Genomic DNA, 23468 nt, shown 5'->3' with positions numbered 1-23468 from the left:
TCGGCTTAGATTTTCTTATGGAGAAAATCAAATGAGAAAAGAGTAGAGGAGTGGTATTTTGTTTCAAACGATAAAAAATGATTGGTTCTCCAACGTGAAAGGGGACGTGCTATCGGGAATTGTCGTTGCTTTAGCGTTAATTCCTGAAGCGATTGCTTTCTCTGTTATTGCAGGCGTGGATCCGACCGTTGGGTTATACGCTGCCTTTTGTATTGCAGTTACCATTTCATTTGTTGGCGGACGAACTGGAATGATTTCAGCTGCAACAGGTGCAATGGCATTATTAATGGTAACACTCGTTAAGGATCATGGTCTGCAATACTTATTTGCTACAACGATATTAACGGGTATTGTCCAAATTATTTTTGGTGTGTTCAAACTGAGCTCATTTATGAAGTTTGTTCCTAAATCTGTTATGAGTGGTTTTTTAAATTCACTTGGAATTTTAGTTTTTACAGCGCAACTGCCACATTTTAAAAATGCTACTTGGCAAATGTATGCACTTGTCGCATTAGGACTTGTAATTATATATGTATTTCCACGTATTACGACTGCTGTACCGTCTACACTGATTTCCATTATTATTGTGACAAGTATTGCACTTATGAGCGGATTACAGTTAAAAACAGTAGGGGATATGGGAAGCCTGCCGAAAGAATTACCGTTTTTTAGCATGCCTGACGTGCCTTTTACACTTGAGACATTAGGGATTATTTTACCGTACGCAGTTATGCTTGCAATTATCGGTTTACTAGAGTCATTATTAACAGCTTCAGTTTTAGATGATATAACGCATACGGAAAGTAATAAACATAAGGAAGCACGAGGGCAAGGTATTGCAAACATTGTCGCTGGTTTCTTCGGAGGAATGGCAGGATGTGCAATGATTGGACAATCTGTTATTAATATTAAATCAGGTGGACGAGGTCGTTTATCAACATTTGTAGCGGGTGGATTCCTAATCGTATTACTATTTGTTTTAGGTGACTATGTCGTTCATATTCCAATGGCAGCTTTAGTTGCAGTTATGATTATGGTTTCAATTGGAACATTTGATTGGAACTCTGTAACAACGATTCATAAAGTACCGAAAGGAAACGCATTTGTTATGATCGTAACAGTTGTGATTGTCTTAATTACACATAATTTAGCATTAGGTGTAATTATCGGAACAGTAATTAGTGCGGTTTTATTTGCATTCAATATGGCAAAGATTCACGTGAAACATTTATATATTGAAAATAAGAAAATATACGAAATTCATGGTCAACTTTTCTTCGCATCTACAGCAGACTTTATAAATAATTTTGCATTCAATGAAGATGTAAAAGAAATTGAGTTGAACTTTACTTATGCGCATATATGGGATGATTCAGCAGTAGCCGCAATTGATAAAGTTATCATGAAGTATGAACAAAGTGACGTGAAAGTAAGTATAACGGGATTAAATGAACGAAGCTCGAAAATTATTTCAAATTTAGCTACTTATAATAAAAGAATTGCAAGTTAGAAGCCTCCTTTTTAGGGGGCTTTATCCTTTTTGGCAAGAAGACTGAACTCTTTTGTTTCGTTCATAACAATTTTTTGAGGGCGAATGTTTGTTTCTTTTTGTCTTACGATATAATCTGTTGTAGATAAGGAGGGAATATATCGTAAAACAACGAAATTGGATAATAAGCATCATTAGGCTACTTGAGCCAAAAGAAATTACGATGAAGACTATGTTCACATTTTGTTCCGTTCAGTTCCAAATATTGATTTGTCAAAAGTAATGAATAATTTTAGTAAACTCTCTAAGAAAGGTGGTGAAAACAATGGTTAGAAAGAAAGCAATGAAAGTATTACGTAAACAAAAGAAAAGAGAAATCATACAACGATTCACTCAGAAACAGAATATCGGACGAGCTTGCCTTACCGCAAAAGAATTACGCTTACTGCAACGCATGTCACATAGTTCAAAAGCGTTGCGAAATGTTGGATTGTACACCATTAAACAAAGTTATTTGAACCATAATAAAATGGCTACGGTAAAAGAAGTGGACACTGCTATGCAAGCCGATATAAATTATTGGGGCATTCAATCAAACTCTGTTCAAGCGATTCGTAGAGCCTTATTTACAGAAGTGAAGAGCTTTTTTAAAGCATGGGAACAGTGGAAGAAAAAATCTGAAGCGTTCACAGGTCGTCCTAAGTTTCCGAATTATTCTGGTTCAACTGACAAACGAATCATTGAAATCTATCAAGTGCCAAAAGTGGATGATAACGGGTATTGGATGATTCCAATGAATGTTGCATTTAGAAAAAAATTTGGTTCCATTAAAATACGTATGCCTAAAAACTTAAGAAATAAAAAAATCTCCTACATTGAGATTGTACCGAAGCAAAAAGGTCGGTTCTTTGAGGTGCATTATACATATGAGATGCACGTTTCTCAAATGAAGAAACAATCCACGACTACTAGTAACGCTTTGGGTTGCGATTTAGGTGTAGATAGATTAGTAAGTTGCGTAACAAATAAAGGTGATGCATTCTTAATTGATGGAAAAAAATTAAAATCTATTAACCAGTACTTCAACAAAATAATCAGTAATCTACAACAGAAAAATGTGGAAAATGGAATTTCTAAACGAGTTGTAACGAATAAAATGGCTACACTTTGGCATAAACGAGAACGACAAATAAATGGTTACATTTCACAGACTGTAGGCCTGTTGTTTAAAAAAGTGAAAGCATGTAACATAGATACGGTTGTCGTAGGGTATAACGCTGGTTGGAAACAAAAATCGGATATGGGAAAAAAGAATAATCAAAAGTTTGTTCAAATCCCATTTCATAAACTGATTACAGCAATTGAGAATAAATGTGTAAAAGAAGGCATCCGATTTTTAAAGCAAGAAGAAAGCTATACTTCAAAAGCTAGTTTTCTGGATAAAGATTCGATTCCAGTTTGGTCTAAGGATGATGGGACTCATTATCGCTTTAGTGGCAAACGAATCACTCGCGGAATGTATCAAAGTAAATCAGGAAAATGTATTCATGCTGATATTAATGGTGCGTTGAATACATTGCAAAAATCAAGAGTTGTAGAATTAGATGAGAATCTTAAAGTGAAAACGCCGATTCTATTAGAAGTACAAAAACGTAAGGCTGTTGCTTCATGCATAGCTTAGTGGGTGCGTCAACCATCCATGTGTACTCGACTTGTCGGGGCTTGTAGCACACGCCGGATTTATCTGAGTGGTGGCTTCTTCCATAAGGAAGAATTGCTCTTTTTCGAAAGGGTGGTGCAAGTGGAAAAACAATCGTTCGTTGCCAGTACCAACCAAAAACATACTTGGGGTGTTACCGTAAGGTGGCATGAATGCTAGAGCGTCAAACTGTCTAGATATAGACGAAAAGACCTAGTGTTCTAACTCAAGCCCCCACTGAAACGATTCATCTCAGTGGGGGAAGTTGACTATATAATACGGGTAGGATAACGAAAAGGGGATTCAGCATATGTACAAACAAATTATATTAGCATGTGACGGTTCTGAACATGCACTTCGAGCAGCGGAGCATGCAACATATATTGCGAAATGTATCGAAGAAACAAATGTTGAAGTTGTGTACGTAGTAGATAATAGAACAGCAAAATCAGATATTATACAAGGCCAAACAGATTTAGAAACAATATCGGCTAGCCGAAAAGATAAATTAAAAGAGATTGAAGGTTTATTAAAGAAAGAGAACATTCCTTATACAATTACGATATTACATGGTGATCCTGGAGATACAATCGTTCAATATGTAAATACAGGGGATATAGATCTTGTTATAGCTGGAAGTAGAGGATTAAATACATTACAAGAAATGGTACTTGGTAGTGTCAGTCATAAAATAGCAAAGCGTGTGAAATGTCCGGTGATGATTATTAAATAAATTGAGTGAAATATTCTGTAGTGTAAGCAAGACCTTGATATAATTCGAGGTCTTTTTTTCGTATAAAGTGAGAGAGTGTGGACATACTAGATATATAAGTTTAAAGAGAAATTGTTAACTTACAAATTTGTAAGTTTGTTGTCAGAAAAATCGATGTTATGAAAATTATTCCATTGATAAAATAAAAATAACGAAGGGAAGATAGGGAGGATGAAAAAGATGAAAGCATTTCAAAATTTATCATATAGCCAAGGTGTCGGTCTTATTTGTTTAGGGGGATTTGCTGCATCTGTTACGTTAGCTGTTGTAATAAAGATGATTCATCAAATCTTTTAATAGTAGAGTCGGGAAGGAATTGGTTGCTATCAATAGTAAGAAAAGGATTGTAAATAAAAAATAGCTCCTGGCATGTATCTTAGCGCCAGGAGCTATTTTATTATTTCTCTGTTTCTGCTTTATCGCTTGTTACGCTAACGTTACCCCACTTGTATTGATCTTCTGGTGTGTATTTATAATCTTTTACGCGGTTATTTACACCTTTTAAGTCAAATTTATAATGAAGTGGAATTAATGGCACTTCGTCGTGAATTAATTTTTGCCATTTATCGTATACATCTTTACGGTACTTTTCATCAGCAGCTTCTGGAGAAATACCTTGTTTTAATAATTCTGTGTTTTTGTCAGTAGCCCAACGTGGGTAATTGAACGCTGCATCTTTAGCCCAAATACCAGAAGGATCTGGGTCAGATCCAGTTCCCCAAGCTGCCGCGAAAAGATCAACTTTTGGATCATCTTTTTTAATCATATCGTAGAATGAGTTGAATTCGTGTAAGCGACCATCAAGAAGCTCTACTTTTAGGCCGATGTCTTTCCAAGATTGAATAAAGAATTTTGCAAGTGGTTCACTTACGTCGCTACCACTCATTGATAAGAAATTAGCTTTAAATTCTTTACCATTCGGATCTTCACGGAATCCATCCCCGTTCGTATCTTTATAGCCAGCTTCATCTAATAATTTTTTAGCTTTCTCTACATCTTTATCATAGGCACCAGCTTTATTGTTATGATATTTTGGTAGAGATGGTGGGATTGGTGAGTTAGCCGGATAACGTAGGCCGTGATATAATTTTTCACCAATTTCTTTTCGATCGATAGCATACGCCATTGCTTGACGTACACGAACATCTTTAAATTTCTCCTTATCCATTACTACTTCTTCTTTTTCTTTATCCATATGGCCTAATTTAAAACCGATATAGCTATAGTATAAATCAGTTTTGCCGACTAATTGTGCATTTTTTAATTTACTTACATTTGGATATTGATCTGCACTTACTTCAGCAATGTCAATATCACCATTTTTTAAGGACGCATTAACAACGGAAGGGTTAACAACTTTTAAAACCATGCTTTTCAGTTTTGCTTTTCCACCATAATAATCATCAAAACGTTCAAATTCAACAGCTTCACCTGGCGTGATTTTCTTCACTTTAAAAGGTCCGAAACCAATTGGGTTTTTACGGATTTTATCAGACTCTGCTAATTTATCGATTGGTACATCTCCTAAATATTTCTTGTGAAGAGGGTATGTCCAAAGCCCAGTTTTCACTGAAGGATTCGGCTCTTTAAATGTAATCGAAATTGTTTTTGGATCCGTTACCTTGATACCTGAAATTTTTTCTGCTTTTCCATTGTGGTAATCTTCCATACCTTCAATCATTTGCATTTGAGTGTCATAGCGAGAACCGGCATATTGTTTGTTACCAATCACTAGATAAGAGTATTCTAAATCTTCAGCAGTAACAGGGTTTCCATCATGCCATTTTACATTATCTTTAATTTTTAATGTAATTGTCTTTTTATCTTCAGAAATTTCATATGTAGCAGCGCCATCATTCGTGTATTCCCAGTTTTCGTCATTTGATAATAAAGATTCATCGAAAATTGTAATGACTTGGTTATCAGGATCCCCTTCATATACAGCGAAATTTAAAAGTCCTTCAAATGGTGTATTAGAAACAAGACCATATGTTAATGAACCATCTTTAATTTCCTTTTTATCATTTTTAACAGATGCACTAAATTTATTTGTATCTACTTTTTTTGTGCTGCTCGTTTTTTCACTACCACCACTACCACTGCCCCCACATGCTGAAAGTAGTAATGTTGAAACCGCAAGTGTACTTAATACTTTGAAAAACTTTGGCTTATTTGTCATTTCTTCCACCCCTTATCCTTTTCTTTGTCTTGCGTCGGCCGAACGACGAAGCGCCTGACCAATAAAATTTATACACAGCATCAATGCTAAAATCATGATTGATGCGGGTAACCAAATCCACCATTTCTCTTGTAATACATCTGGATTTCTAGCATAACTAACAAGTGTACCAAGACTTGGTGTACTTTCTGGTAGACCAAATCCTAAGAAAGTTAGACCAGATTCAATACCGATGTTTCCAGCAAGATTTAATGTAACGCTAACAATGATAATTGAACTTAAGTTAGGTAGTACTTGGAAAAGAATGATTTTCCAGTTTGGTGTTCCTAAAGTTTTAGATGCAGAGACATAGTCTAGTTCTTTTTCAGTTAATACTTTTGAGCGAATTAATCTGGCCTTTCCTGTCCATAAGAACACGCTCATAATTAAAATAAAAGTGAAAATATTGAATGTAGGAACAAGTGTAATAAATACAATTACAAGCATTAAAAAGGGTAAAACCATAACAAAGTCGATAATGCGCATAATGATATTATCAATAGCTCCTCCAAAATACCCGGCAATTAATCCAATTGAAAGGCCAATGAAACAAGAAAGAATAGTAATTGCTAATCCAATTGTGAATGAGTTACGTGTACCAATAATAAGTTGACCGAAAATATCGCGTCCTCCGTAATCTGTTCCTAACCAATGTTCAGCAGAGGGAGGAGCATAAATAGCAAATAAATCAACTCGTACAATATCTTCTTGTTTCATAATAAAAGATGTTGCGTAGACTGCTAGTAATAAGATTGCTAGGAAAACAAGTGAAAACATTGCCAATTTATCTTTACGAAGTTCTCGCCACATAATAGAGAAACCAGAAGGGCTTTTTTCGTAATGAACAACTTCAGTTTGTTTTTCAGGGTTTGCTAACATAATGTCATCTCCTTTCTTTAATCAATGCGAATACGTGGATCGACGATGCTTAGAATAATATCTGAAAGGAGAGTTCCAAGTAACGTTGCAAATCCAGTAAACATAACGAGTGCAGTTATTACACTAAAATCACGTTGAGAGATAGATTGTATAAATAGTTGTCCAATTCCTGGATAGCTAAAAATACTTTCTAAAAAGATGGCACCGCCAACTAATCCTGTAATTTCATAGCCTAAGAAAGCTGCAATTGGTAAGAATGAATTTCGTAAAATATGTCTAGAATAGATTTTTGATTCTGGAACACCCTTAGCTCTTACTGTACGAACAAAGTCTTTATGTTTCGTATCAATAATTTCGCTTCGTAAATATTGAACAGTACCAACTGTTGCAATTAATGCCCCAGATAAAGCTGGTAGCAGCATGTGATTCAATTTGCTTAAATAGTAAGCAAATGTACCTGTTGCAACTTGAGGATCTACGCTACCGCCGGTTGGGAATATTGCAAACTTAAATCCGAATAGGAAGAGCATAACTAGTGCAAATATAAATAGTGGTGTAGCGAAACCTAGATAGTTGTAAATGGTAATGAGTCGATCAGCCCATGTATCATTCCAACGCCCACTTATAACGCCCAGTGGTATGGCAATTAAATAAGTAAGAATAAGAATGACAAGTGCTAAAGATACTGTATTTCCAAGTCGTTCTCCAATTAAATCGGTTACTTTCATTTTATGTGCATAGGAAATACCGAAGTCACCTTGGACGGCATTTTTAATCCAGCGAACATATTGTGTTGTAACTGGGTCATTTAATCCAAGCTTTTCACGTTGTTCTTCAATTACTTTTGGATCCGCTTTTGGATTCATTGCTTTGCCAGTTAAGGCATCGCCTGGCATTGCTTTAGCTAGTAGAAAGACAAGTACACTTAACACGAATAATTGCGGGATCATTACTAAAAATCTCCGTAATATAAACTTCCACATGTTTTATCACTCCCTTATGGTAATGCCACCCGGTGCGTTGGCGATATTGCTTTTAAGTCATAAGCCCGACCGTTTTCATTGAAATAATTTTCGTATGATTTCTCGTATTCAGAGCTTACTTGTTGACGGAGCTTACGCTGTCTCTCTCTGTTTTCAGGACGAATATCAGGAATTGCTGATATTAGGCGCTTCGTATAAATATGTTGCGGATTACTGTATATTTCTGCACTAGTTGCTTCTTCGACGATACGTCCGCGATACATAACACCGATACGATCACACATATGACGAATTACACCTAAATCATGACTAATGAATAAGTACGTTAGTCCGAGCTCAGCTTGTAAATCTTGCAAGAAGTTTAATACTTGAGCTTGTACAGAAACATCTAGTGCTGATACAGGTTCATCAGCGATAATAAGCTTCGGTTTTAATGTAAGAGCGCGTGCAATACCAATCCGCTGCCTTTGCCCACCGGAAAATTCATGTGGATATTTATAAATTGACTCTGGATTTAGACCGACTTTATCAAGATATTCTTGAACTGCTCTACGTTCTTCATCAGGTGAGAGCTTCTCAAAATTTCGAAGAGGCTCAGCAATAATGTCGAGAACACGTTTCTTCGGATTTAATGATGAATATGGATCTTGGAAAATCATTTGAATATCTTTTCGTTGTTCACGTAGCTCAGAGCGACTTAACTTTGTTAAATCTCTATTATTAAAATGAATGCTACCCTCTGTTGCTTTCGTTAAATGCATAATTGCTTTACCAGTTGTTGATTTGCCACTTCCTGATTCACCAACGATTCCGTATGTTTCACCCGGTTGTAATTCAAAACTTACACCATCGACAGCACGCACGTAATCTAATGTGCGGCCGAAGAAACCACCTTTAATTGGGAAATGTACTTTTAAATCTTCTACTTTAAGCAGTGCCATGAGTTACGTCATCTCCTTTCTTATCTTGGAAGTTGAAATGCTTGTAGCAAGTACAACGCACCCAATGGTCTGGTTTTACTTCATGTAAAATTGGATTTTCCTCGTGCTGATCAGGTCTAATCCATGGAATTCGAGCTTGGAAACGGCAACCTGTGCGAGGAAGCTTCGCCAATGTAGGAACCACCCCTTGAATTACATGCAATTTTTCTTTTTCAGCGTACGCAGATGGAATGGAGTTTAATAGAGAACGAGTATACGGGTGAAGAGGGTTGTTAAAAATCTCTTCAACTTTTCCTGTTTCTACAACCTGTCCAGCGTACATAACGACGATACGATCGGCTGTTTCTGCGACAACACTTAAATCATGAGTAATTAAAATGATGCCCATTTTCGTTTGTTCTTGAATAGATTTTAGTAAGTCTAAAATTTGTGCTTGGATGGTTACGTCAAGAGCCGTTGTTGGCTCATCCGCAATAATGAGTGCTGGGTTACAAGCAATTGCAATTGCGATAACAATTCTTTGTCTCATGCCGCCAGATAATTCGTGTGGGTATTGTTTATATGTAAGTTCTGGTTTTGGAATACCAACTTGATGAAGTAGTTCTAGGGTGCGTTCTTTCTTTTCAACTTTTGAAAGGCTTGTGTGGTAGTCTAAGTTTTCTTCGATTTGTTTTCCAACTGTCATAAGAGGATCGAGTGCTGTAAGAGGTTCTTGGAAAATCATACCGATGTTTGATCCGCGGACTTTATTCATTTCTGCGGCTGACATAGTAAGTAAATCTTTATCTCTATAGTTAAGCTGCCCTTGTAATTTTGTATTTGCTTCATTATGCAGTCGCATAATTGAAAGGGCAAGTGCACTTTTTCCGCAACCTGATTCACCGACTATCGCGACAATTTCATTTTCATGGACTGTTAACGACACATCATCAACTGCTGCATGATATTGATCTTGTATGCGAAAGGAAGTCTGTAAGTTTTCAATGCGAAGAAGTGGATTCTTCATGGCTATCCCTCCATCTTTTCAGAAAAGACTAAATATTTTGTATGTTGTTGTTATTTTAATATAAAATGACAATGTTTGACAAGAAAAAGTTGAGAAAATATTCAAAAATCTTTTTATACAAAAATTGAATGCAGTTATATTAGTAGTTGAAGTGGTTTGAAAACGCTAACATATATAGGTGAGGGGAATAAATCTTTTGTAAGAAAAAAGTATTATATGTAGAAAAAAGAGAGGTGTTCTGGAAAGAACAGTCTCTCTTTTTTTGATAAGAATAATATTAGTATTTAAGCGTGCTTTTGTTTTGCAGATCCCGTTTTTAAAGTAAGAGCAAGGAAGAACATTGCAAGTACACAAGATGCAAGTAATAAGATGAATCCGCCATCCCATCCGAATGCATCTACGATAAAGCCCATAGCGGCACTAGCGAAAGCAGCTCCGCCTAAGTAACCGAAGAAGCCAGTTAATCCCGCTGCAGTTCCAGCCGCTTTCTTTGGAGCTAAGTCAAGAGCATGTAGACCAATTAACATAACAGGTCCGTAAATTAAAAATCCAATCGCGACAAGTGCGATACTATCAACCATTGGATTACCAGGAGGGTTTAGCCAGTAAACAAGAACGGCGATAAATACACCAACCATGAATAAAATACCAGCAGGTGCGCGGCGTCCTTTAAATAGTTTATCACTCATCCAGCCACAAAGAAGTGTACCCGGAATACCAGCCCATTCATATAGAGCATAAGCTGTACGTGAGCTACTATGAGTAAAGCTTTTTTCTTCTACTAAATAAGTAGGAGCCCAGTCTACAACACCGTAGCGAACGAAATAAACAAAAACGTTCGCGATAGCGATGTACCATAAAAATTTATTGTTTAGTACGTATTTAAATAAAATTTCCTTTGCCGAAAGTTCACGTTCGCGGTCTTGTACTTTTTCATCTGGTGGATATTCTCCAGTATGTTCTTCAATAGAAGGTAATCCGCAAGATTGAGGTGTATCTTTCATCGTAATTAACACATAAATACCAACTAAAATTGAAAGAATACCTGGGAAGTAAAAAATACTATGCCAGTCATTTGCAAAGAAATATAAGCCTAATGTTACAAGAGAAGGCATAAGTGCCCCGCCGACGTTATGAGCGACGTTCCAAATAGACATTTTTGTACCACGTTCACTAATAGAGAACCAGTGAACCATCGTACGGCCACAAGGAGGCCATCCCATACCTTGTACCCACCCATTTAAAAACTGAAGTACAAACATAAGTATAATGCTCGTTGTAATGAAAGAAAATGAGCCAAAAATAATATTAATGATACCTGATAAAAATAGCCCAGCTGCTAAAAAGTAGCGAGGATTACAACGATCGGATACGATACCCATAAGAAATTTACTTAATCCGTAAGCGATAGAAACTGCTGAAAGGATAACCCCAAGTTCCCCTTTACTAAATCCTTGTTCGATCAAGTATGGCATTGCTAGTGAAAAGTTTTTTCGAACAAAGTAATAACCCGCATAACCGATGAAGATACCTAAGAATACTTGTAAACGTAATTTACGGTATTCGCTATCAACGCGATCAGCTGGTAAGCGTTCCGCGTGAGGCGCAGGTTTAAAGAATTGTGTAAAAAACATAAAATGAAAATCCTCCCCTAATTAATTCGAAGTGTTGTAAGGCAGAGAGAATATAAAAAGGCCATGAAATATAAAAAAGTTTCCTTTTTTATGATTCATAGCCGTGTACTCCGATTCTCCGTGACTGTCAATATTAACTTCGTCGAAAATTATACAACTTTGTGACAAAAATGTAAACGTTTTTATAAATAAAAAGTGTTGACGTATTTTGTTCGTGGGATTAATATTTAAATACGTTAAATATTTTATTGTTTAAATAAGAGGTGGATAACATGCCAAATGATATGACGCATATCGATAAAATTCAAGCTCTTGCCTTTTCGATTGGAAAGAAAATGCAGACGGAGTTATTAGAACAAATGCAAGCAACAGGACTTACACCACCGCAGTTTTATATTTTAAAGATTTTAGATCATTATGGAGCTTCAAGGGCAACAAAATTAGCGAAAAAGATGTATGTAAAGCCTAGTGCAATTACAGTGATGATTGATCGCCTAATTGACCAAGAGCTTGTAGAGCGCTATCACGACAAAGATGACCGTCGTGTTGTCGTCATTGAGTTAACAAAAAAGGGGAAATCTAGGGTAGAAGAGGCAATGATCGCTCGTAATGAGCATCTAGCAAAATACTTCTCACATTTAGAATTACAAGAAAGAGAAGATTTGTTACGCCTCTTTGAGAAGTTAGAAACGATTATTTGCGGGACACAAGAGAAAAAAGAGAATAACTAAGAGGAATTGAGGAGATTACATGGAGCAACAAGAAAACATAAATAGAAAGTTGCTGTTAATCGGTTTAATAATCGCGATGCTATTTGCTGCATTAGATGGAACAATTGTTGGTACAGCAATGCCGCGTATCGTCGGTGAACTAGGCGGATTAAGCTTAATGACGTGGTTAACAACAGCTTATATGTTAACATCAACGACAGTTGTACCAATTGCAGGTAAATTAGCGGATTTACTTGGCCGTCGTAACGTATATATAACAGGACTAGTTATCTTTATGGTTGGTTCGGCGTTATGTGGTATGGCAAATGGTATGACAGAATTAATTATTTTCCGTGGTATTCAAGGTCTTGGTGGCGGTATTATGATGCCAATGGCTATGATTATTATCGGAGATATGTTCACGGGAAAAGAACGTGCAAAATGGCAAGGTATTTTTGGTGCGTTATACGGTCTTGCTTCTGTAATTGGACCACAAGTTGGTGGTTGGATTGTAGATGCAGTGAACTGGAGATGGGTATTCTACATTAACTTGCCAGTTGGTATTTTAGCAACAATCTTTATTGCAATGGGATTAAAATCACATAAACAAACAGGACCAATTAAAATTGATATCGCTGGAATCTTCACGATGATTCTCGGTGTTGTAAGTTTATTACTTGCATTAACGTTTGGCGGAAAAGATTACCCATGGGATTCTTGGCAAATTATCGGGTTATTTGCATTAGCTCTAATTGGTATTGTTAGCTTTATTATCGTTGAAACGAAAGCAGAAGAACCGATTTTACCGATGCATTTCTTTAAAAATCGTACATTTACATTACTAAATGCGATTGGATTCTTTATGAGTATCGGAATGTTCGGTGCGATTATGTTCGTACCATTCTTTATGCAAGGAATTGTAGGAGTAAGTGCTGCTGAATCAGGAACAATTATGACGCCAATGATGATTACTATGATTGTGATGAGTATTATCGGTGGGCAACTTGTATTAAAAGTTGGTGTAAAGCCACAAATTATTACAGGAATGCTTATAATGGCCGGAGGATTCTGGTTATTAACAACGATGGATATGCACACAACTAAATTAACTGCAACTTCGTATATGATGGTTATCGGTTTAGGCATGGGTCTTGTAATGCCAACATTAACATTAGCGTTACAAGAAAGCTTCCCGAAAAAAGACCTTGGTGTCGTAACATCATCAAGTCAGTTCTTCCGTCAAATTGGTGGAACATTTGGTATCACAATTTTAGGATCAATTATGAATAACACTTCAGGTACAACATTAACAAAGAATTTAGTACCTGTATTAGATACATTCCCGAAAGAAGCGGGACAAATGGTAACGAAATTTAAAGATATGATTCATACAGACCCACAAGGTTTATATTCGATGTTATTTAGTCCAGAGGCATTAAAACAAATGCCAGAAGCTTTCGCTAACAGCATTGTACCAATTTTGAAAAACTCTTTAGTAGACTCACTTCATACTGTATTCTTAACAGGATTAGTATTTATCGTAGTAGGCGCTATCTTTACGATTTTCTTACAGAAGATTAAATTGTCAGATCGTAAAAAGGATGCTGAAGAGCCAGCTACAGAGGAAAAAGAACAAACTGTATCCTATTCGTAATGAAAAAGCATCGCCTTATGGCGGTGCTTTTTTTGAGTATAACCTTAAAAGCTTTTTCGTAAGAAATGATTGACGTATTTCTAGAAATACGTTATATTATTTTCTGTAAACGGTTACATGAAATGGAGAGGGAAAAGAATGAGTACGATTAAAGACGTTGCAAAATTAGCGGGAGTATCTGTTGCGACCGTTTCCAGAGTGTTAAATAAAAATGGATATGTTCATGAAGATACATTAAAGAAAGTAGAACGAGCAATTGAGATGCTAGATTATAAACCTAGTACAGTAGCACGTTCACTGTATAATAAAAAATCTCGTTTAATTGGCTTAGTTGTTCCAAATATCGTGAATCCATTCTTTCCAGAAGTTGCACGTGCCGTAGAAGATGTAGCTCATAAGCAAGGATACACAGTTGTACTTTGTAACTCTGATGAAAGTTTAGAGAAAGAAAAGCAATATATTGATGTACTTAGGCAAAATAATGTGGACGGATTTATTGTAGCAACAAATCCACAAAATAGTGTTAATTACATGAATTTGTCAGTACCAGTCGTTGCAATTGACCGTATGTTTAATGAGCGTATACCTGCTGTATATGCAGATAACTATGCGGGAAGTCAGGCAGCAACAAAGTTATTAATAGACAAAGGTTGTAAACATATTGCACATATTCGCGGACCGCGTGACGTAAGCACCGCTAATGAACGTTTTGAAGGCTTTGTAGACGTTATTACGCAAAATAATCTTTCTTATATGATTGCAGAGAGTACATTTGATCCAGCTAATAGTGAGCGTATAGCGGTGGAATTATTAGAAGAATACCCACATATCGATGGAATTGTTGCTGGTAATGATTTAATTGCAATAGGTATTGTAAAGGCTGCACTTCAAAAGGGAATTTCCATTCCAGATGATTTACAAATTATCGGATTCGATGGGATTTCGTTAACAGAGATGATGTATCCATCTATTACAACTGTTGCACAGCCAATTTATGAAATGGGGAAAATTGCAACAGAACTGCTGTTAGAGCAGATGGAAGGAAACGTATTAGAAGAGAAACACTATCGTTTACCGATTGAAATTATAGAACGAAATACAACGAAGTAAGGAGATGAAACAGATGCCAAATATTGCAGTAGTAGGTAGTATTTCAATGGACTTAGTGGCCGTTTCAAAAAAACGTCCGAAAGCAGGAGAAACAGTAATTGGTGAAGCATTTCATACAATTCCAGGAGGAAAAGGAGCGAACCAAGCGGTTGCTGCAGCTAGATTAGGTGCAAATGTAGCAATGGTTGGAGCGGTAGGAAACGATAATTATGGAACTGTAGTGAGGAAAAATTTAGAGAACGAACGTGTTTTTATCGACTATGTGGTACCGGTTACAGATGCAGCGACAGGAATTGCTCATATCGTTTTAGCAGAAGAGGATAACAGTATTGTTGTCGTGCAAGGAGCGAATGCTCTTGTAAATGAGTCGATTGTAGATCGTTCAAAAGACCTTCTTATAAAAGCAGATATGGTTGTTCTTCAACTAGAGATTCCACTTGAAACAGTAAAATATGTCTTGGCTATTTGTGAGGAGCACAAAATCCCAGTTATGTTAAATCCAGCGCCAGCACAAGTGTTATCAGAAGATATATTAGAAAAGGCAACTTATATTACGCCAAATGAACATGAGTGCCGCATCGTATTAGATGATTTCACATCACCAATTGAAGAGTTACTGGCTAAATATCCAAATAAACTATTGATGACAGAAGGTTCTAACGGTGTTCGTTTCCATAATGGTACGGAGATTGTTCATGTTCCTAGCATTGCTGTTGATGTAGTAGATACGACTGGAGCTGGTGATACATTCAATGGGGCATTAGCAGTTGCACTTTCTGAAGGAGAAACACTTCAAAAAGCAATTCGTTTTGCGAATATTGCTGGTGGTCTTTCTGTAACAAAGCTTGGGGCGCAAGGTGGTATGCCAACGAGAGATAAAGTACGTGAAGTGCAGGTGATTGTCGGATGAAAAAGCACGGTGTATTAAACAGTGAGATTGCATCTGTCCTTGCTTCACTTGGGCATACAGATACGATTGTAATTGCAGACTGCGGGTTACCAATTCCTGACGGAGTAAAGCGAATTGATTTAGCTGTTGAGCTTGGAAAACCTAGTTTTTTAGATGTATTGCAAGTAGTAGCTGATGATATGGCAATTGAAAAAGTAACGTTAGCAGAAGAAGTCATTAACACTAATGCGGAAGTAAATAAAGAGATTGAGCTGAAATTAATAGAGCCAGCGTTTGAATATGTATCGCATGAACAATTTAAAGAGCATACGAAGAAAGCGAAGGCGATTATTCGTACAGGAGAGGCTACTCCTTATGCCAATGTAATTTTACATGCAGGCGTGATTTTTTAATAAAGGGAAGTGATGAGAATGCGTATTGAAATGAAAAATATTTCAAAAGCGTTCAATGGCAATCCTGTTTTGAAGAGTGCACAGTTTATGATTGAAACAGGAGAAGTTCATGCGTTGATGGGAGAAAATGGAGCGGGTAAATCAACGCTCATGAAAATTTTAACAGGTGTATATAAAAGAGATGGTGGAACGATCACGATTGATGGACAAGAACGAACTTTTAAAAATGCGAAAGAAGCTGAAGAGTACGGTATTGCATTTATACATCAAGAATTGAACATATTATCGAATTTAACAGTAGCTGAAAATATGTTTCTCGGTAAAGAGTTAATATATGGGAAGACAGGTATTTTGCGTACGCGTCAAATGAACGCGATTGCGCAGCAGCAACTAGCGGAGCTAGGATTACACGTAAAAGGCGCTATGTTGGCAGGAGAGTTATCGGTTGGACAACAGCAAATTATCGAAATTGCGAAAGCGTTAATGACAAACGCGAGCGTTATTATTATGGATGAACCGACAGCGGCATTAACAGATCGTGAAATTGAAACGTTGTTTACTGTCATTAATAAATTACGTAAAGAAGGCGTGTCGTTCGTTTATATCTCACACCGAATGGAAGAAATTTTTTCAATATGTGATGCGATTACGATTTTACGTGATGGGGAATACGTAGGAAAGAGATTAATTCCGGAAACATCATTTGATGAAGTAGTGAGTATGATGGTGGGGCGCAGCATAGGTGAACGTTACCCAGAACGAAATAGTCAAATTGGCGATGTTATTTTTGAAATGCGTAATGGAACGAAAAAAGGGAAGTTTGAAAATATTTCGTTTCAAGTGAGAAAAGGTGAAATCCTTGGTGTTGCTGGCTTGATGGGAGCTGGCCGTACAGATATTATGAAAGCGATATTTGGATACGAACCGTTAGATTCTGGCCAAATTTTCATAAATGGACAAGAAGTAAAGATTGATAGTCCGATAGATGCGATTAGACAAAGAATAGCCTTCATTACAGAGGATAGAAAATCTGAAGGGTTAGTGTTAGATTTCTCAATTCGAGAAAATTTAGCTTTACCGAATTTAGAGAGTCTTTCAAAGGGAAGTGTCTTAAGTAACGAACTAGAACAACAGTTTACAGCGGATATGATGAAGCTACTGAATGTGAAAGCATCTAGTGGAGAGCAAGCAGTGAAATCTCTTTCCGGCGGGAATCAGCAAAAGGTTGTTATTGCAAAATGGTTAGGTATCCACCCGCAGTTACTCATTTTAGATGAGCCAACAAGGGGGGTCGATGTTGGAGCAAAAAAAGAAATTTACTCTATTATGAATAAGCTTACTGAGCAAGGCGATGCCGTTATTATGGTGTCATCTGAGCTTCCAGAAGTTTTAGGAATGAGTGATCGCGTTCTTGTCATTCATGAAGGAAAAGTCGGCGGCATTTTAGAGAAAGGTGCGGCATCACAAGAGTCTATTATGGCACTAGCTACAGGGGGAGAGTAAGAATGGCTAAGAAGGGGAATGTATTACAACAACTCGGTTCTTTAATCGGTTTAGCACTAATTATCGTCGTAATTACAGCTTTAAATCCAGCATTTATTGAAATTCCAAATTTATTTAATATACTGCGTCAAGTATCGATTAATGCGCTTATTGCATTCGGAATGACCTTTGTAATTTTAACAGGGGGTATTGACTTATCGGTAGGTTCTATTTTAGCATTAGCAAGTGCACTTGTTGCTGGAATGATGGCAAGTGGCATGGACCCGTTTCTTGCAATGGCAGTTGGATTATTGGCTGGTCTTGTAATGGGAATTGTAAACGGTATCATCATAGCGAAGGGAAAAGTAGCTCCATTTATTGCGACGTTAGCAACAATGACTATTTTTCGTGGGTTGACGCTTGTTTATATGGACGGACGTCCGATCACTGGTCTTGGTGATCATTTAATGTTCCAAATGTTTGGCCGCGGTTATTTTCTCGGTATTCCGGTACCAGCTGTTACAATGATGATCGCTTTCGCAGTACTGTACTTTATTTTGAAGAAAACGACATTTGGCCGCCGTACATTTGCAATTGGTGGAAATGAAGAAGCAGCAGCACTATCAGGTATTAATGTTACGAGAATTAAAGTAATGATTTACGGTCTTTCCGGAATTTTGGCAGCGCTTGCAGGTATTGTCTTAACATCACGACTAGATTCTGCACAGCCAACTGCAGGTACTTCTTACGAATTAGATGCAATTGCAGCAGTTGTATTAGGTGGAACAAGTCTTTCTGGGGGAAGAGGCTGGATCGTTGGTACATTCATCGGTGTACTTATTATCGGTGTACTAAATAACGGTTTAAATTTATTAGGCGTATCTTCTTTCTTCCAACAAGTTGTAAAAGGACTTGTAATCTTACTAGCTGTATTAATTGATCGTCGAAAAGAAGCGTAATGGAGGGAAAGTTCATGAAGAAATGGTTACTTATACTCGTTGCATGTATTATGGTCATTACTGCTGGTTGTTCAATGGAACCACCAGAATGGGCAAAGGATTCTGGCGATAAAGGTCGAAATAAAACTATTAAAGTTGGATTCTCTGTTTCAACTTTAAACAATCCATTTTTTGTGACTTTGAAAAAAGGGGCAGAAAAGAAAGCGAAAGAAAGCGGCATTGAATTGATTGCTGTTGATGCGCAAAATGATGCAGCAAAGCAAACGAACGATGTTGAAGATTTAATTCAAAAAGGTGTCGATGTAGTTGTTATTAATCCAACCGATTCAGATGCGGTTGCTTCAGCGGTAAGTGCGGCAAATGCAGCGAATGTCCCTGTTATTACTGTAGACCGCGTTGCAAATTCGGGTAAAGTTGTTTCTCACATTGCCTCTAATAATATTGAAGGTGGTCAAATGGCTAGTGATTACATTCGTGAATTAGTTGGCGAGGGAGCAAATGTTGCTGAATTAGAAGGAATTCCTGGCTCTTCTGCTGCTCGTGAGCGCGGGAAAGGATTCCATAACGTAGCGGATAAGTCTTTGAAAATAGTTGCAAAACAAGCAGCTGATTTTGATAGAGCAAAAGGATTATCTGTTATGGAAAACATTTTGCAAGCAAATGGTGATATTAAAGCCGTGTTTGCGCATAACGATGAAATGGCATTAGGTGCACTTGAAGCATTGAAGTCTGCTGGGAAAACGGATGTAGTCGTTGTTGGGTTTGATGCAACAGAAGATGCTGTAAAAGCGGTTAAAGATGGGCGTATGACTGCAACAGTTGCTCAAAAACCGGAATTAATCGGGGAGAAGGCGATGCAAACAGCAAAAGAGATAACGCAAGGTAAAAAAGTAGACAAATCTATTCCGATTGAATTAGAGCTTATTAAGAAAAACAAATAAATATAAAATGAAAATTAGGAAGGAAGAATAACAAATGAAATTCTTTATTGATACAGCAAACATTAATGAAATTAAAGAGGCAAATGCATTAGGCGTAGTAGCTGGAGTAACGACAAACCCATCACTTGTAGCAAAAGAAGGCGTAGATTTCCATGAGCGTATTCGTGAAATTTGCAGCTTTATAGAAGGACCTGTAAGCGCAGAAGTAATTAGCTTAGAAGCTGATAAAATGATTGAAGAAGGAAAAGAGTTAGCGAAAATTGCTCCAAACGTTGTTGTAAAAGTTCCGATGACAACAGAAGGTTTAAAAGCAGTAAAAGCATTCTCTGACTTAGGAATTCGTACAAACGTTACATTAGTATTCTCTGCAGTTCAAGCATTACTTGCAGCTCGCGCTGGTGCAACATACGTTTCACCATTCTTAGGTCGCTTAGATGATATCGGTCATAACGGCATGGACTTAATTCGCCAAATTGCAGAGATCTTTGCAATTCACGGCATTGAGACAGAAATCATTGCAGCATCTGTACGTCACAGTGTTCACGTAACTGATGCAGCATTAAACGGTGCACATATTGCAACAATCCCAGCAAACGTAATTGCTTCATTAGTTAAGCATCCATTAACAGATCAAGGAATTGAGAAATTCTTAGCTGATTGGGAAAAAACACAAGAGAAATAATAGAAAATCAAGAATCCTAGTTTAATTGACTAGGATTCTTTTTTATTTAAAAGAATTTTCATGCAATTTTGCATATTGTCTTTTAAATTTGTTATATAAACTATTTAATATATACAAATCACTCTTTATTTTTCATATTTTGATATAAGGAGATAGAGGGTCTGACCAGAAAACTGGAGGGCATGATTCTATAACAGAAAGCTAATGTTTATAGAATTATGCCTTTTTTTCCCGCATTAACGGCCAGTAAGATTCCCACCTCAAAATTCAGCTAGAACAAAGAAGTGAGGTGGGAAATCAACTGCCCGTAAATGCCCGATTGGTTCAACTAATAATCAGTGGGGATGGACAAACTCCCCACTGATTAAAGTTTCACTTTATATAGGGAGGGAAGAAAGTAGAGCATTTGATTTAAATGCAATTATTTATCTGAATTTTAAGTTTTATAAAAGGAGAGAAATAGAATGAGAAGAAAAGCGCCATTTAAAGTGTTATCATCATTAGCAATTGCGGCAATTATCGGATGCACATCTGTAATGAGTACTCCGCTAGCGTACGCAGAAACACCAGCAACAGAGAAAGACAATGTATCTACAACACCAATTGATTACAATTTAATTCAAGAAGATCGCTTAGCGGAAGCGCTGAAGGAAAGAGGAACAATAAATCCAGCCTCTTCTAAAGAAGAGACGAAAAAGGCTGTAGAAAAGTATATTGAAAAGAAACAAGGCGATCAGGCAAATAAAGAAATTCTACCAGCGGATAATGCTAAAGAGGCATCTGATTTTGTAAAAAAAGTAAAAGAGAAGAAAATGGAAGAAAAGGAGAAAGTAAAGAAACCTGAAAAAAATGTGAGTCCTGAGCAAAAGCCAGAACCAAATAAAAAGCAATTGAATGGACAAGTCCCAACTTCTAAAGCAAAGCAAGCGCCTTATAAGGGATCTGTTCGAACTGATAAAGTATTAGTATTACTCGTTGAATTTAGTGATTATAAACATAATAATATTGATCAAACGCCAGGGTATATGTATTCGAATGACTTTAGTAGAGAGCATTATCAAAAAATGTTATTTGGTAATGAACCGTACACGCTATTTGATGGTTCGAAAGTAAAAACGTTTAAACAATATTATGAAGAGCAATCAGGCGGAAGTTATACGACGGATGGATATGTAACGGAGTGGCTAACCGTTCCGGGGAAAGCGGCTGACTACGGTGCTGATGGTAGTAGTGGGCACGATAATAAAGGACCAAAAGGTGCACGTGATTTAGTGAAAGAAGCTTTACATGCAGCCGCTGAGAAAGGATTAGATTTATCTCAGTTTGACCAATTTGATAGATATGATACAAATGGTGATGGGAATCAAAATGAACCTGACGGTGTAATTGATCATTTAATGGTAATCCATGCAGGTGTTGGTCAAGAAGCTGGTGGCGGTAAATTAGGTGATGATGCAATTTGGTCACATCGTTCAAAATTAGCAATAGATCCAGTAGCGATTGAAGGTACAAAATCAAAGGTAGATTACTTTGGTGGAAAAGTAGCAGCGCATGATTACACAATTGAACCAGAAGATGGAGCAGTAGGTGTATTTGCGCATGAATTTGGACATGACCTTGGCTTACCGGATGAATATGACACGAAATATACTGGAATGGGTTCACCTGTTGAAGCGTGGTCATTAATGAGTGGAGGTAGCTGGACAGGGAAAATTGCAGGAACAGAGCCAACTAGTTTCTCACCACAAAATAAAGACTTCTTACAAAAGAATATGGGTGGCAACTGGGCAAAAATTTTAGAAGTAGATTACGATAAAATTAAGCGTGGTGTAGGAGTTCCTACATATATTGATCAAAGTGTTACGAAATCCAGTCGTCCAGGCGTTGTACGTGTTAACTTGCCAGGTAAAAGTGTTGAAACGATTAAACCGGAGTTTGGAAAGCATGCATATTATAGTACAAGAGGCGATGATATGCATACAACATTAGAAACACCATTCATTGATTTAACAAAAGGAACAAATGCAAAATTCGATTATAAAGCAAATTATGAGTTAGAAGCAGAGTGCGATTTTGTCGAAGTGCATGCAGTAACAGAAGATGGAACGAAAACATTAATTGATAGACTTGGAGAAAAAATAGTCCAAGAAGATAAAGATACAACAGGTGGAAAATGGATTGATAAATCATATGATTTAAGTCAATTTAAAGGGAAAAAAGTGAAACTGCAATTCGATTATATTACAGATCCGGCTGTAACATATAAAGGTTTTGCGATGGATAATGTAAATGTAACTGTTGATGGACAAGTTGTATTTTCTGATGATGCAGAAGGACAGTCTAAAATGAATGTAAATGGTTTTGTTGTTTCTGATGGAACAGAGAAGAAAGCTCATTATTATTACTTAGAGTGGAGAAACTATGCGGGATCAGATAATGGATTAAAAGCAGGGAAAGGTCCAGTTTATAATACAGGCCTTGTCGTTTGGTATGCAGATGATAGCTTCAAAGATAACTGGGTTGGGGTGCATCCAGGTGAAGGGTTCCTTGGTGTTGTAGACTCGCATCCAGAGGCATTTGTTGGCAATTTAAACGGAAGACCAACTTACGGTAATACAGGTATGCAAATTGCAGATGCTGCCTTTTCATTTGATCAAACACCAGCATGGAGTGCAAATTCATTAACACGTGGCCAATTTAACTATTCTGGATTACAAGGTGTGACAACTTTTGATGATTCAAAAGTGTATAGCAACAAACAAATTGCAGACGCAGGAAGAAAAGTTCCAAACCTTGGACTTAAATTCCAAGTTGTTGGACAAGCAGAGGATAAATCAGCAGGCGCTGTTTGGATTAAACGTTAATAACATAAAAGCACATTCTTCATATAAAGAATGTGCTTTGCAATTTGTACAGTAAGTTATTATTTTAGCTTATGTAATACAAGTGTCTGTTCATGTGTAGTGTATCAAATTATGTGGGGAAAGGAAATATTTCCGAGGAAATT

Annotated in this window: 21 protein-coding genes; 15 read left to right on the top strand and 6 right to left on the bottom strand. The window is 37.0% G+C overall.

Features of this window, described 5'->3' with window-relative positions; all coding sequences use genetic code 11:
• Positions 1 to 58: 58 nt before the first annotated feature.
• From ACUXEY_RS18790 to ACUXEY_RS18770, 5 genes are all read left to right on the top strand, one after another.
• Positions 59 to 1510 carry a SulP family inorganic anion transporter gene (locus tag ACUXEY_RS18790; RefSeq protein WP_461301307.1) on the top strand — a complete coding sequence of 484 codons (1452 nt, stop codon included), beginning with the start codon at positions 59 to 61 and terminating at the stop codon, positions 1508 to 1510.
• 222 nt (positions 1511 to 1732) lie between these two features.
• A complete protein-coding gene (locus ACUXEY_RS18785; protein WP_327958286.1) occupies positions 1733 to 1822 on the top strand; it encodes a hypothetical protein in 90 nt (29 codons plus the stop codon).
• Positions 1815 to 3170, top strand: a complete 1356-nt coding sequence (locus ACUXEY_RS18780; protein WP_461301306.1) for an RNA-guided endonuclease TnpB family protein — start codon at positions 1815 to 1817, stop codon at positions 3168 to 3170. Before ACUXEY_RS18785 ends, ACUXEY_RS18780 begins: the two co-directional genes overlap by 8 nt.
• A gap of 328 nt (positions 3171 to 3498) precedes the next feature.
• Positions 3499 to 3921: a universal stress protein gene (locus tag ACUXEY_RS18775; RefSeq protein ID WP_461301305.1), complete on the top strand. Its 423-nt coding sequence runs from the start codon at positions 3499 to 3501 to the stop codon at positions 3919 to 3921.
• 210 nt (positions 3922 to 4131) lie between these two features.
• Entirely contained in the window at positions 4132 to 4257 is a 126-nt protein-coding gene (locus tag ACUXEY_RS18770; RefSeq protein WP_000738295.1) for a DUF4027 family protein, read from the top strand.
• A gap of 100 nt (positions 4258 to 4357) precedes the next feature.
• On the opposite strand, the gene opp4A is transcribed toward ACUXEY_RS18770, so the two are convergent.
• The 6 genes from opp4A to glpT form a co-directional block, all read right to left on the bottom strand.
• Positions 4358 to 6139 (bottom strand): oligopeptide ABC transporter substrate-binding protein, encoded by a 1782-nt coding sequence (gene opp4A / locus ACUXEY_RS18765; RefSeq protein WP_461301304.1) that lies wholly within the window; start codon positions 6137 to 6139, stop codon positions 4358 to 4360.
• Between the two features lie 12 nt (positions 6140 to 6151).
• On the bottom strand, positions 6152 to 7057 hold the full coding sequence (locus tag ACUXEY_RS18760; RefSeq protein ID WP_166704624.1) for an ABC transporter permease: 906 nt from the start codon (positions 7055 to 7057) through the stop codon (positions 6152 to 6154).
• Positions 7058 to 7074: 17 nt separating this feature from the next.
• Positions 7075 to 8040, bottom strand: a complete 966-nt coding sequence (gene opp4B, locus ACUXEY_RS18755) for an oligopeptide ABC transporter permease (RefSeq protein WP_098556459.1) — start codon at positions 8038 to 8040, stop codon at positions 7075 to 7077.
• Positions 8041 to 8054: 14 nt separating this feature from the next.
• Positions 8055 to 8981 (bottom strand): ABC transporter ATP-binding protein, encoded by a 927-nt coding sequence (locus tag ACUXEY_RS18750; protein ID WP_001196372.1) that lies wholly within the window; start codon positions 8979 to 8981, stop codon positions 8055 to 8057.
• Positions 8968 to 9987: an ABC transporter ATP-binding protein gene (locus tag ACUXEY_RS18745; RefSeq protein WP_000795376.1), complete on the bottom strand. Its 1020-nt coding sequence runs from the start codon at positions 9985 to 9987 to the stop codon at positions 8968 to 8970. The genes ACUXEY_RS18750 and ACUXEY_RS18745 overlap by 14 nt, the downstream gene beginning before the upstream one ends.
• A gap of 284 nt (positions 9988 to 10271) precedes the next feature.
• Positions 10272 to 11621 carry a glycerol-3-phosphate transporter gene (gene glpT, locus ACUXEY_RS18740; RefSeq protein ID WP_048525037.1) on the bottom strand — a complete coding sequence of 450 codons (1350 nt, stop codon included), beginning with the start codon at positions 11619 to 11621 and terminating at the stop codon, positions 10272 to 10274.
• Positions 11622 to 11893: 272 nt separating this feature from the next.
• Between glpT and ACUXEY_RS18735 the strand changes: the two genes are divergently transcribed.
• The 10 genes from ACUXEY_RS18735 to inhA2 all read left to right on the top strand — a co-directional run bounded on the left by ACUXEY_RS18735 (position 11894) and on the right by inhA2 (position 23325).
• A complete protein-coding gene (locus ACUXEY_RS18735; RefSeq protein ID WP_166705263.1) occupies positions 11894 to 12352 on the top strand; it encodes a MarR family winged helix-turn-helix transcriptional regulator in 459 nt (152 codons plus the stop codon).
• Positions 12353 to 12371: 19 nt separating this feature from the next.
• Positions 12372 to 13985 (top strand): MDR family MFS transporter, encoded by a 1614-nt coding sequence (locus ACUXEY_RS18730; RefSeq protein WP_048525035.1) that lies wholly within the window; start codon positions 12372 to 12374, stop codon positions 13983 to 13985.
• A 138-nt stretch (positions 13986 to 14123) separates the two neighbouring features.
• Positions 14124 to 15095, top strand: a complete 972-nt coding sequence (gene rbsR / locus ACUXEY_RS18725; RefSeq protein ID WP_166705261.1) for a ribose operon transcriptional repressor RbsR — start codon at positions 14124 to 14126, stop codon at positions 15093 to 15095.
• A 13-nt stretch (positions 15096 to 15108) separates the two neighbouring features.
• Positions 15109 to 16005 carry a ribokinase gene (rbsK, locus tag ACUXEY_RS18720; RefSeq protein ID WP_440026954.1) on the top strand — a complete coding sequence of 299 codons (897 nt, stop codon included), beginning with the start codon at positions 15109 to 15111 and terminating at the stop codon, positions 16003 to 16005.
• Entirely contained in the window at positions 16002 to 16397 is a 396-nt protein-coding gene (rbsD, locus tag ACUXEY_RS18715; RefSeq protein ID WP_166705259.1) for a D-ribose pyranase, read from the top strand. The genes rbsK and rbsD overlap by 4 nt, the downstream gene beginning before the upstream one ends.
• A gap of 18 nt (positions 16398 to 16415) precedes the next feature.
• Positions 16416 to 17900, top strand: coding sequence for a ribose ABC transporter ATP-binding protein RbsA (gene rbsA, locus ACUXEY_RS18710; RefSeq protein WP_429601986.1), 1485 nt, complete (start codon positions 16416 to 16418; stop codon positions 17898 to 17900).
• Positions 17901 to 17902: 2 nt separating this feature from the next.
• Positions 17903 to 18838, top strand: coding sequence for an ABC transporter permease subunit (locus ACUXEY_RS18705; protein ID WP_048525030.1), 936 nt, complete (start codon positions 17903 to 17905; stop codon positions 18836 to 18838).
• A gap of 14 nt (positions 18839 to 18852) precedes the next feature.
• Entirely contained in the window at positions 18853 to 19779 is a 927-nt protein-coding gene (rbsB, locus tag ACUXEY_RS18700; RefSeq protein ID WP_166705257.1) for a ribose ABC transporter substrate-binding protein RbsB, read from the top strand.
• 34 nt (positions 19780 to 19813) lie between these two features.
• A complete protein-coding gene (gene fsa / locus ACUXEY_RS18695) occupies positions 19814 to 20461 on the top strand; it encodes a fructose-6-phosphate aldolase (protein ID WP_000667666.1) in 648 nt (215 codons plus the stop codon).
• A 464-nt stretch (positions 20462 to 20925) separates the two neighbouring features.
• Positions 20926 to 23325 carry a M6 family metalloprotease immune inhibitor InhA2 gene (gene inhA2, locus ACUXEY_RS18690; RefSeq protein WP_461301303.1) on the top strand — a complete coding sequence of 800 codons (2400 nt, stop codon included), beginning with the start codon at positions 20926 to 20928 and terminating at the stop codon, positions 23323 to 23325.
• Positions 23326 to 23468: the final 143 nt, after the last annotated feature.

Source organism: Bacillus sp. F9_6S_D1_P_5, from assembly GCF_054823925.1.
Note: the sequence above shows the minus strand (reverse complement) of the source record. Positions and strands in the feature narration are given on the sequence as shown.

Excerpts from the sequence above, each read along its gene's own strand:
- ACUXEY_RS18780 (WP_461301306.1), top strand. The coding sequence starts at position 1,815 with ATGGTTAGAAAGAAAGCAATGAAAGTATTACGTAAACAAAAGAAAAGA.
- ACUXEY_RS18775 (WP_461301305.1), top strand. The coding sequence starts at position 3,499 with ATGTACAAACAAATTATATTAGCATGTGACGGTTCTGAACATGCACTT.
- ACUXEY_RS18770 (WP_000738295.1), top strand. The coding sequence starts at position 4,132 with ATGAAAAAGATGAAAGCATTTCAAAATTTATCATATAGCCAAGGTGTC.
- opp4A (WP_461301304.1), bottom strand. The coding sequence starts at position 6,139 with ATGACAAATAAGCCAAAGTTTTTCAAAGTATTAAGTACACTTGCGGTT.
- ACUXEY_RS18760 (WP_166704624.1), bottom strand. The coding sequence starts at position 7,057 with ATGTTAGCAAACCCTGAAAAACAAACTGAAGTTGTTCATTACGAAAAA.
- opp4B (WP_098556459.1), bottom strand. The coding sequence starts at position 8,040 with ATGTGGAAGTTTATATTACGGAGATTTTTAGTAATGATCCCGCAATTA.
- ACUXEY_RS18750 (WP_001196372.1), bottom strand. The coding sequence starts at position 8,981 with ATGGCACTGCTTAAAGTAGAAGATTTAAAAGTACATTTCCCAATTAAA.
- ACUXEY_RS18745 (WP_000795376.1), bottom strand. The coding sequence starts at position 9,987 with ATGAAGAATCCACTTCTTCGCATTGAAAACTTACAGACTTCCTTTCGC.
- glpT (WP_048525037.1), bottom strand. The coding sequence starts at position 11,621 with ATGTTTTTTACACAATTCTTTAAACCTGCGCCTCACGCGGAACGCTTA.
- ACUXEY_RS18735 (WP_166705263.1), top strand. The coding sequence starts at position 11,894 with ATGCCAAATGATATGACGCATATCGATAAAATTCAAGCTCTTGCCTTT.
- ACUXEY_RS18730 (WP_048525035.1), top strand. The coding sequence starts at position 12,372 with ATGGAGCAACAAGAAAACATAAATAGAAAGTTGCTGTTAATCGGTTTA.
- rbsR (WP_166705261.1), top strand. The coding sequence starts at position 14,124 with ATGAGTACGATTAAAGACGTTGCAAAATTAGCGGGAGTATCTGTTGCG.
- rbsK (WP_440026954.1), top strand. The coding sequence starts at position 15,109 with ATGCCAAATATTGCAGTAGTAGGTAGTATTTCAATGGACTTAGTGGCC.
- rbsD (WP_166705259.1), top strand. The coding sequence starts at position 16,002 with ATGAAAAAGCACGGTGTATTAAACAGTGAGATTGCATCTGTCCTTGCT.
- rbsA (WP_429601986.1), top strand. The coding sequence starts at position 16,416 with ATGCGTATTGAAATGAAAAATATTTCAAAAGCGTTCAATGGCAATCCT.
- ACUXEY_RS18705 (WP_048525030.1), top strand. The coding sequence starts at position 17,903 with ATGGCTAAGAAGGGGAATGTATTACAACAACTCGGTTCTTTAATCGGT.
- rbsB (WP_166705257.1), top strand. The coding sequence starts at position 18,853 with ATGAAGAAATGGTTACTTATACTCGTTGCATGTATTATGGTCATTACT.
- fsa (WP_000667666.1), top strand. The coding sequence starts at position 19,814 with ATGAAATTCTTTATTGATACAGCAAACATTAATGAAATTAAAGAGGCA.
- inhA2 (WP_461301303.1), top strand. The coding sequence starts at position 20,926 with ATGAGAAGAAAAGCGCCATTTAAAGTGTTATCATCATTAGCAATTGCG.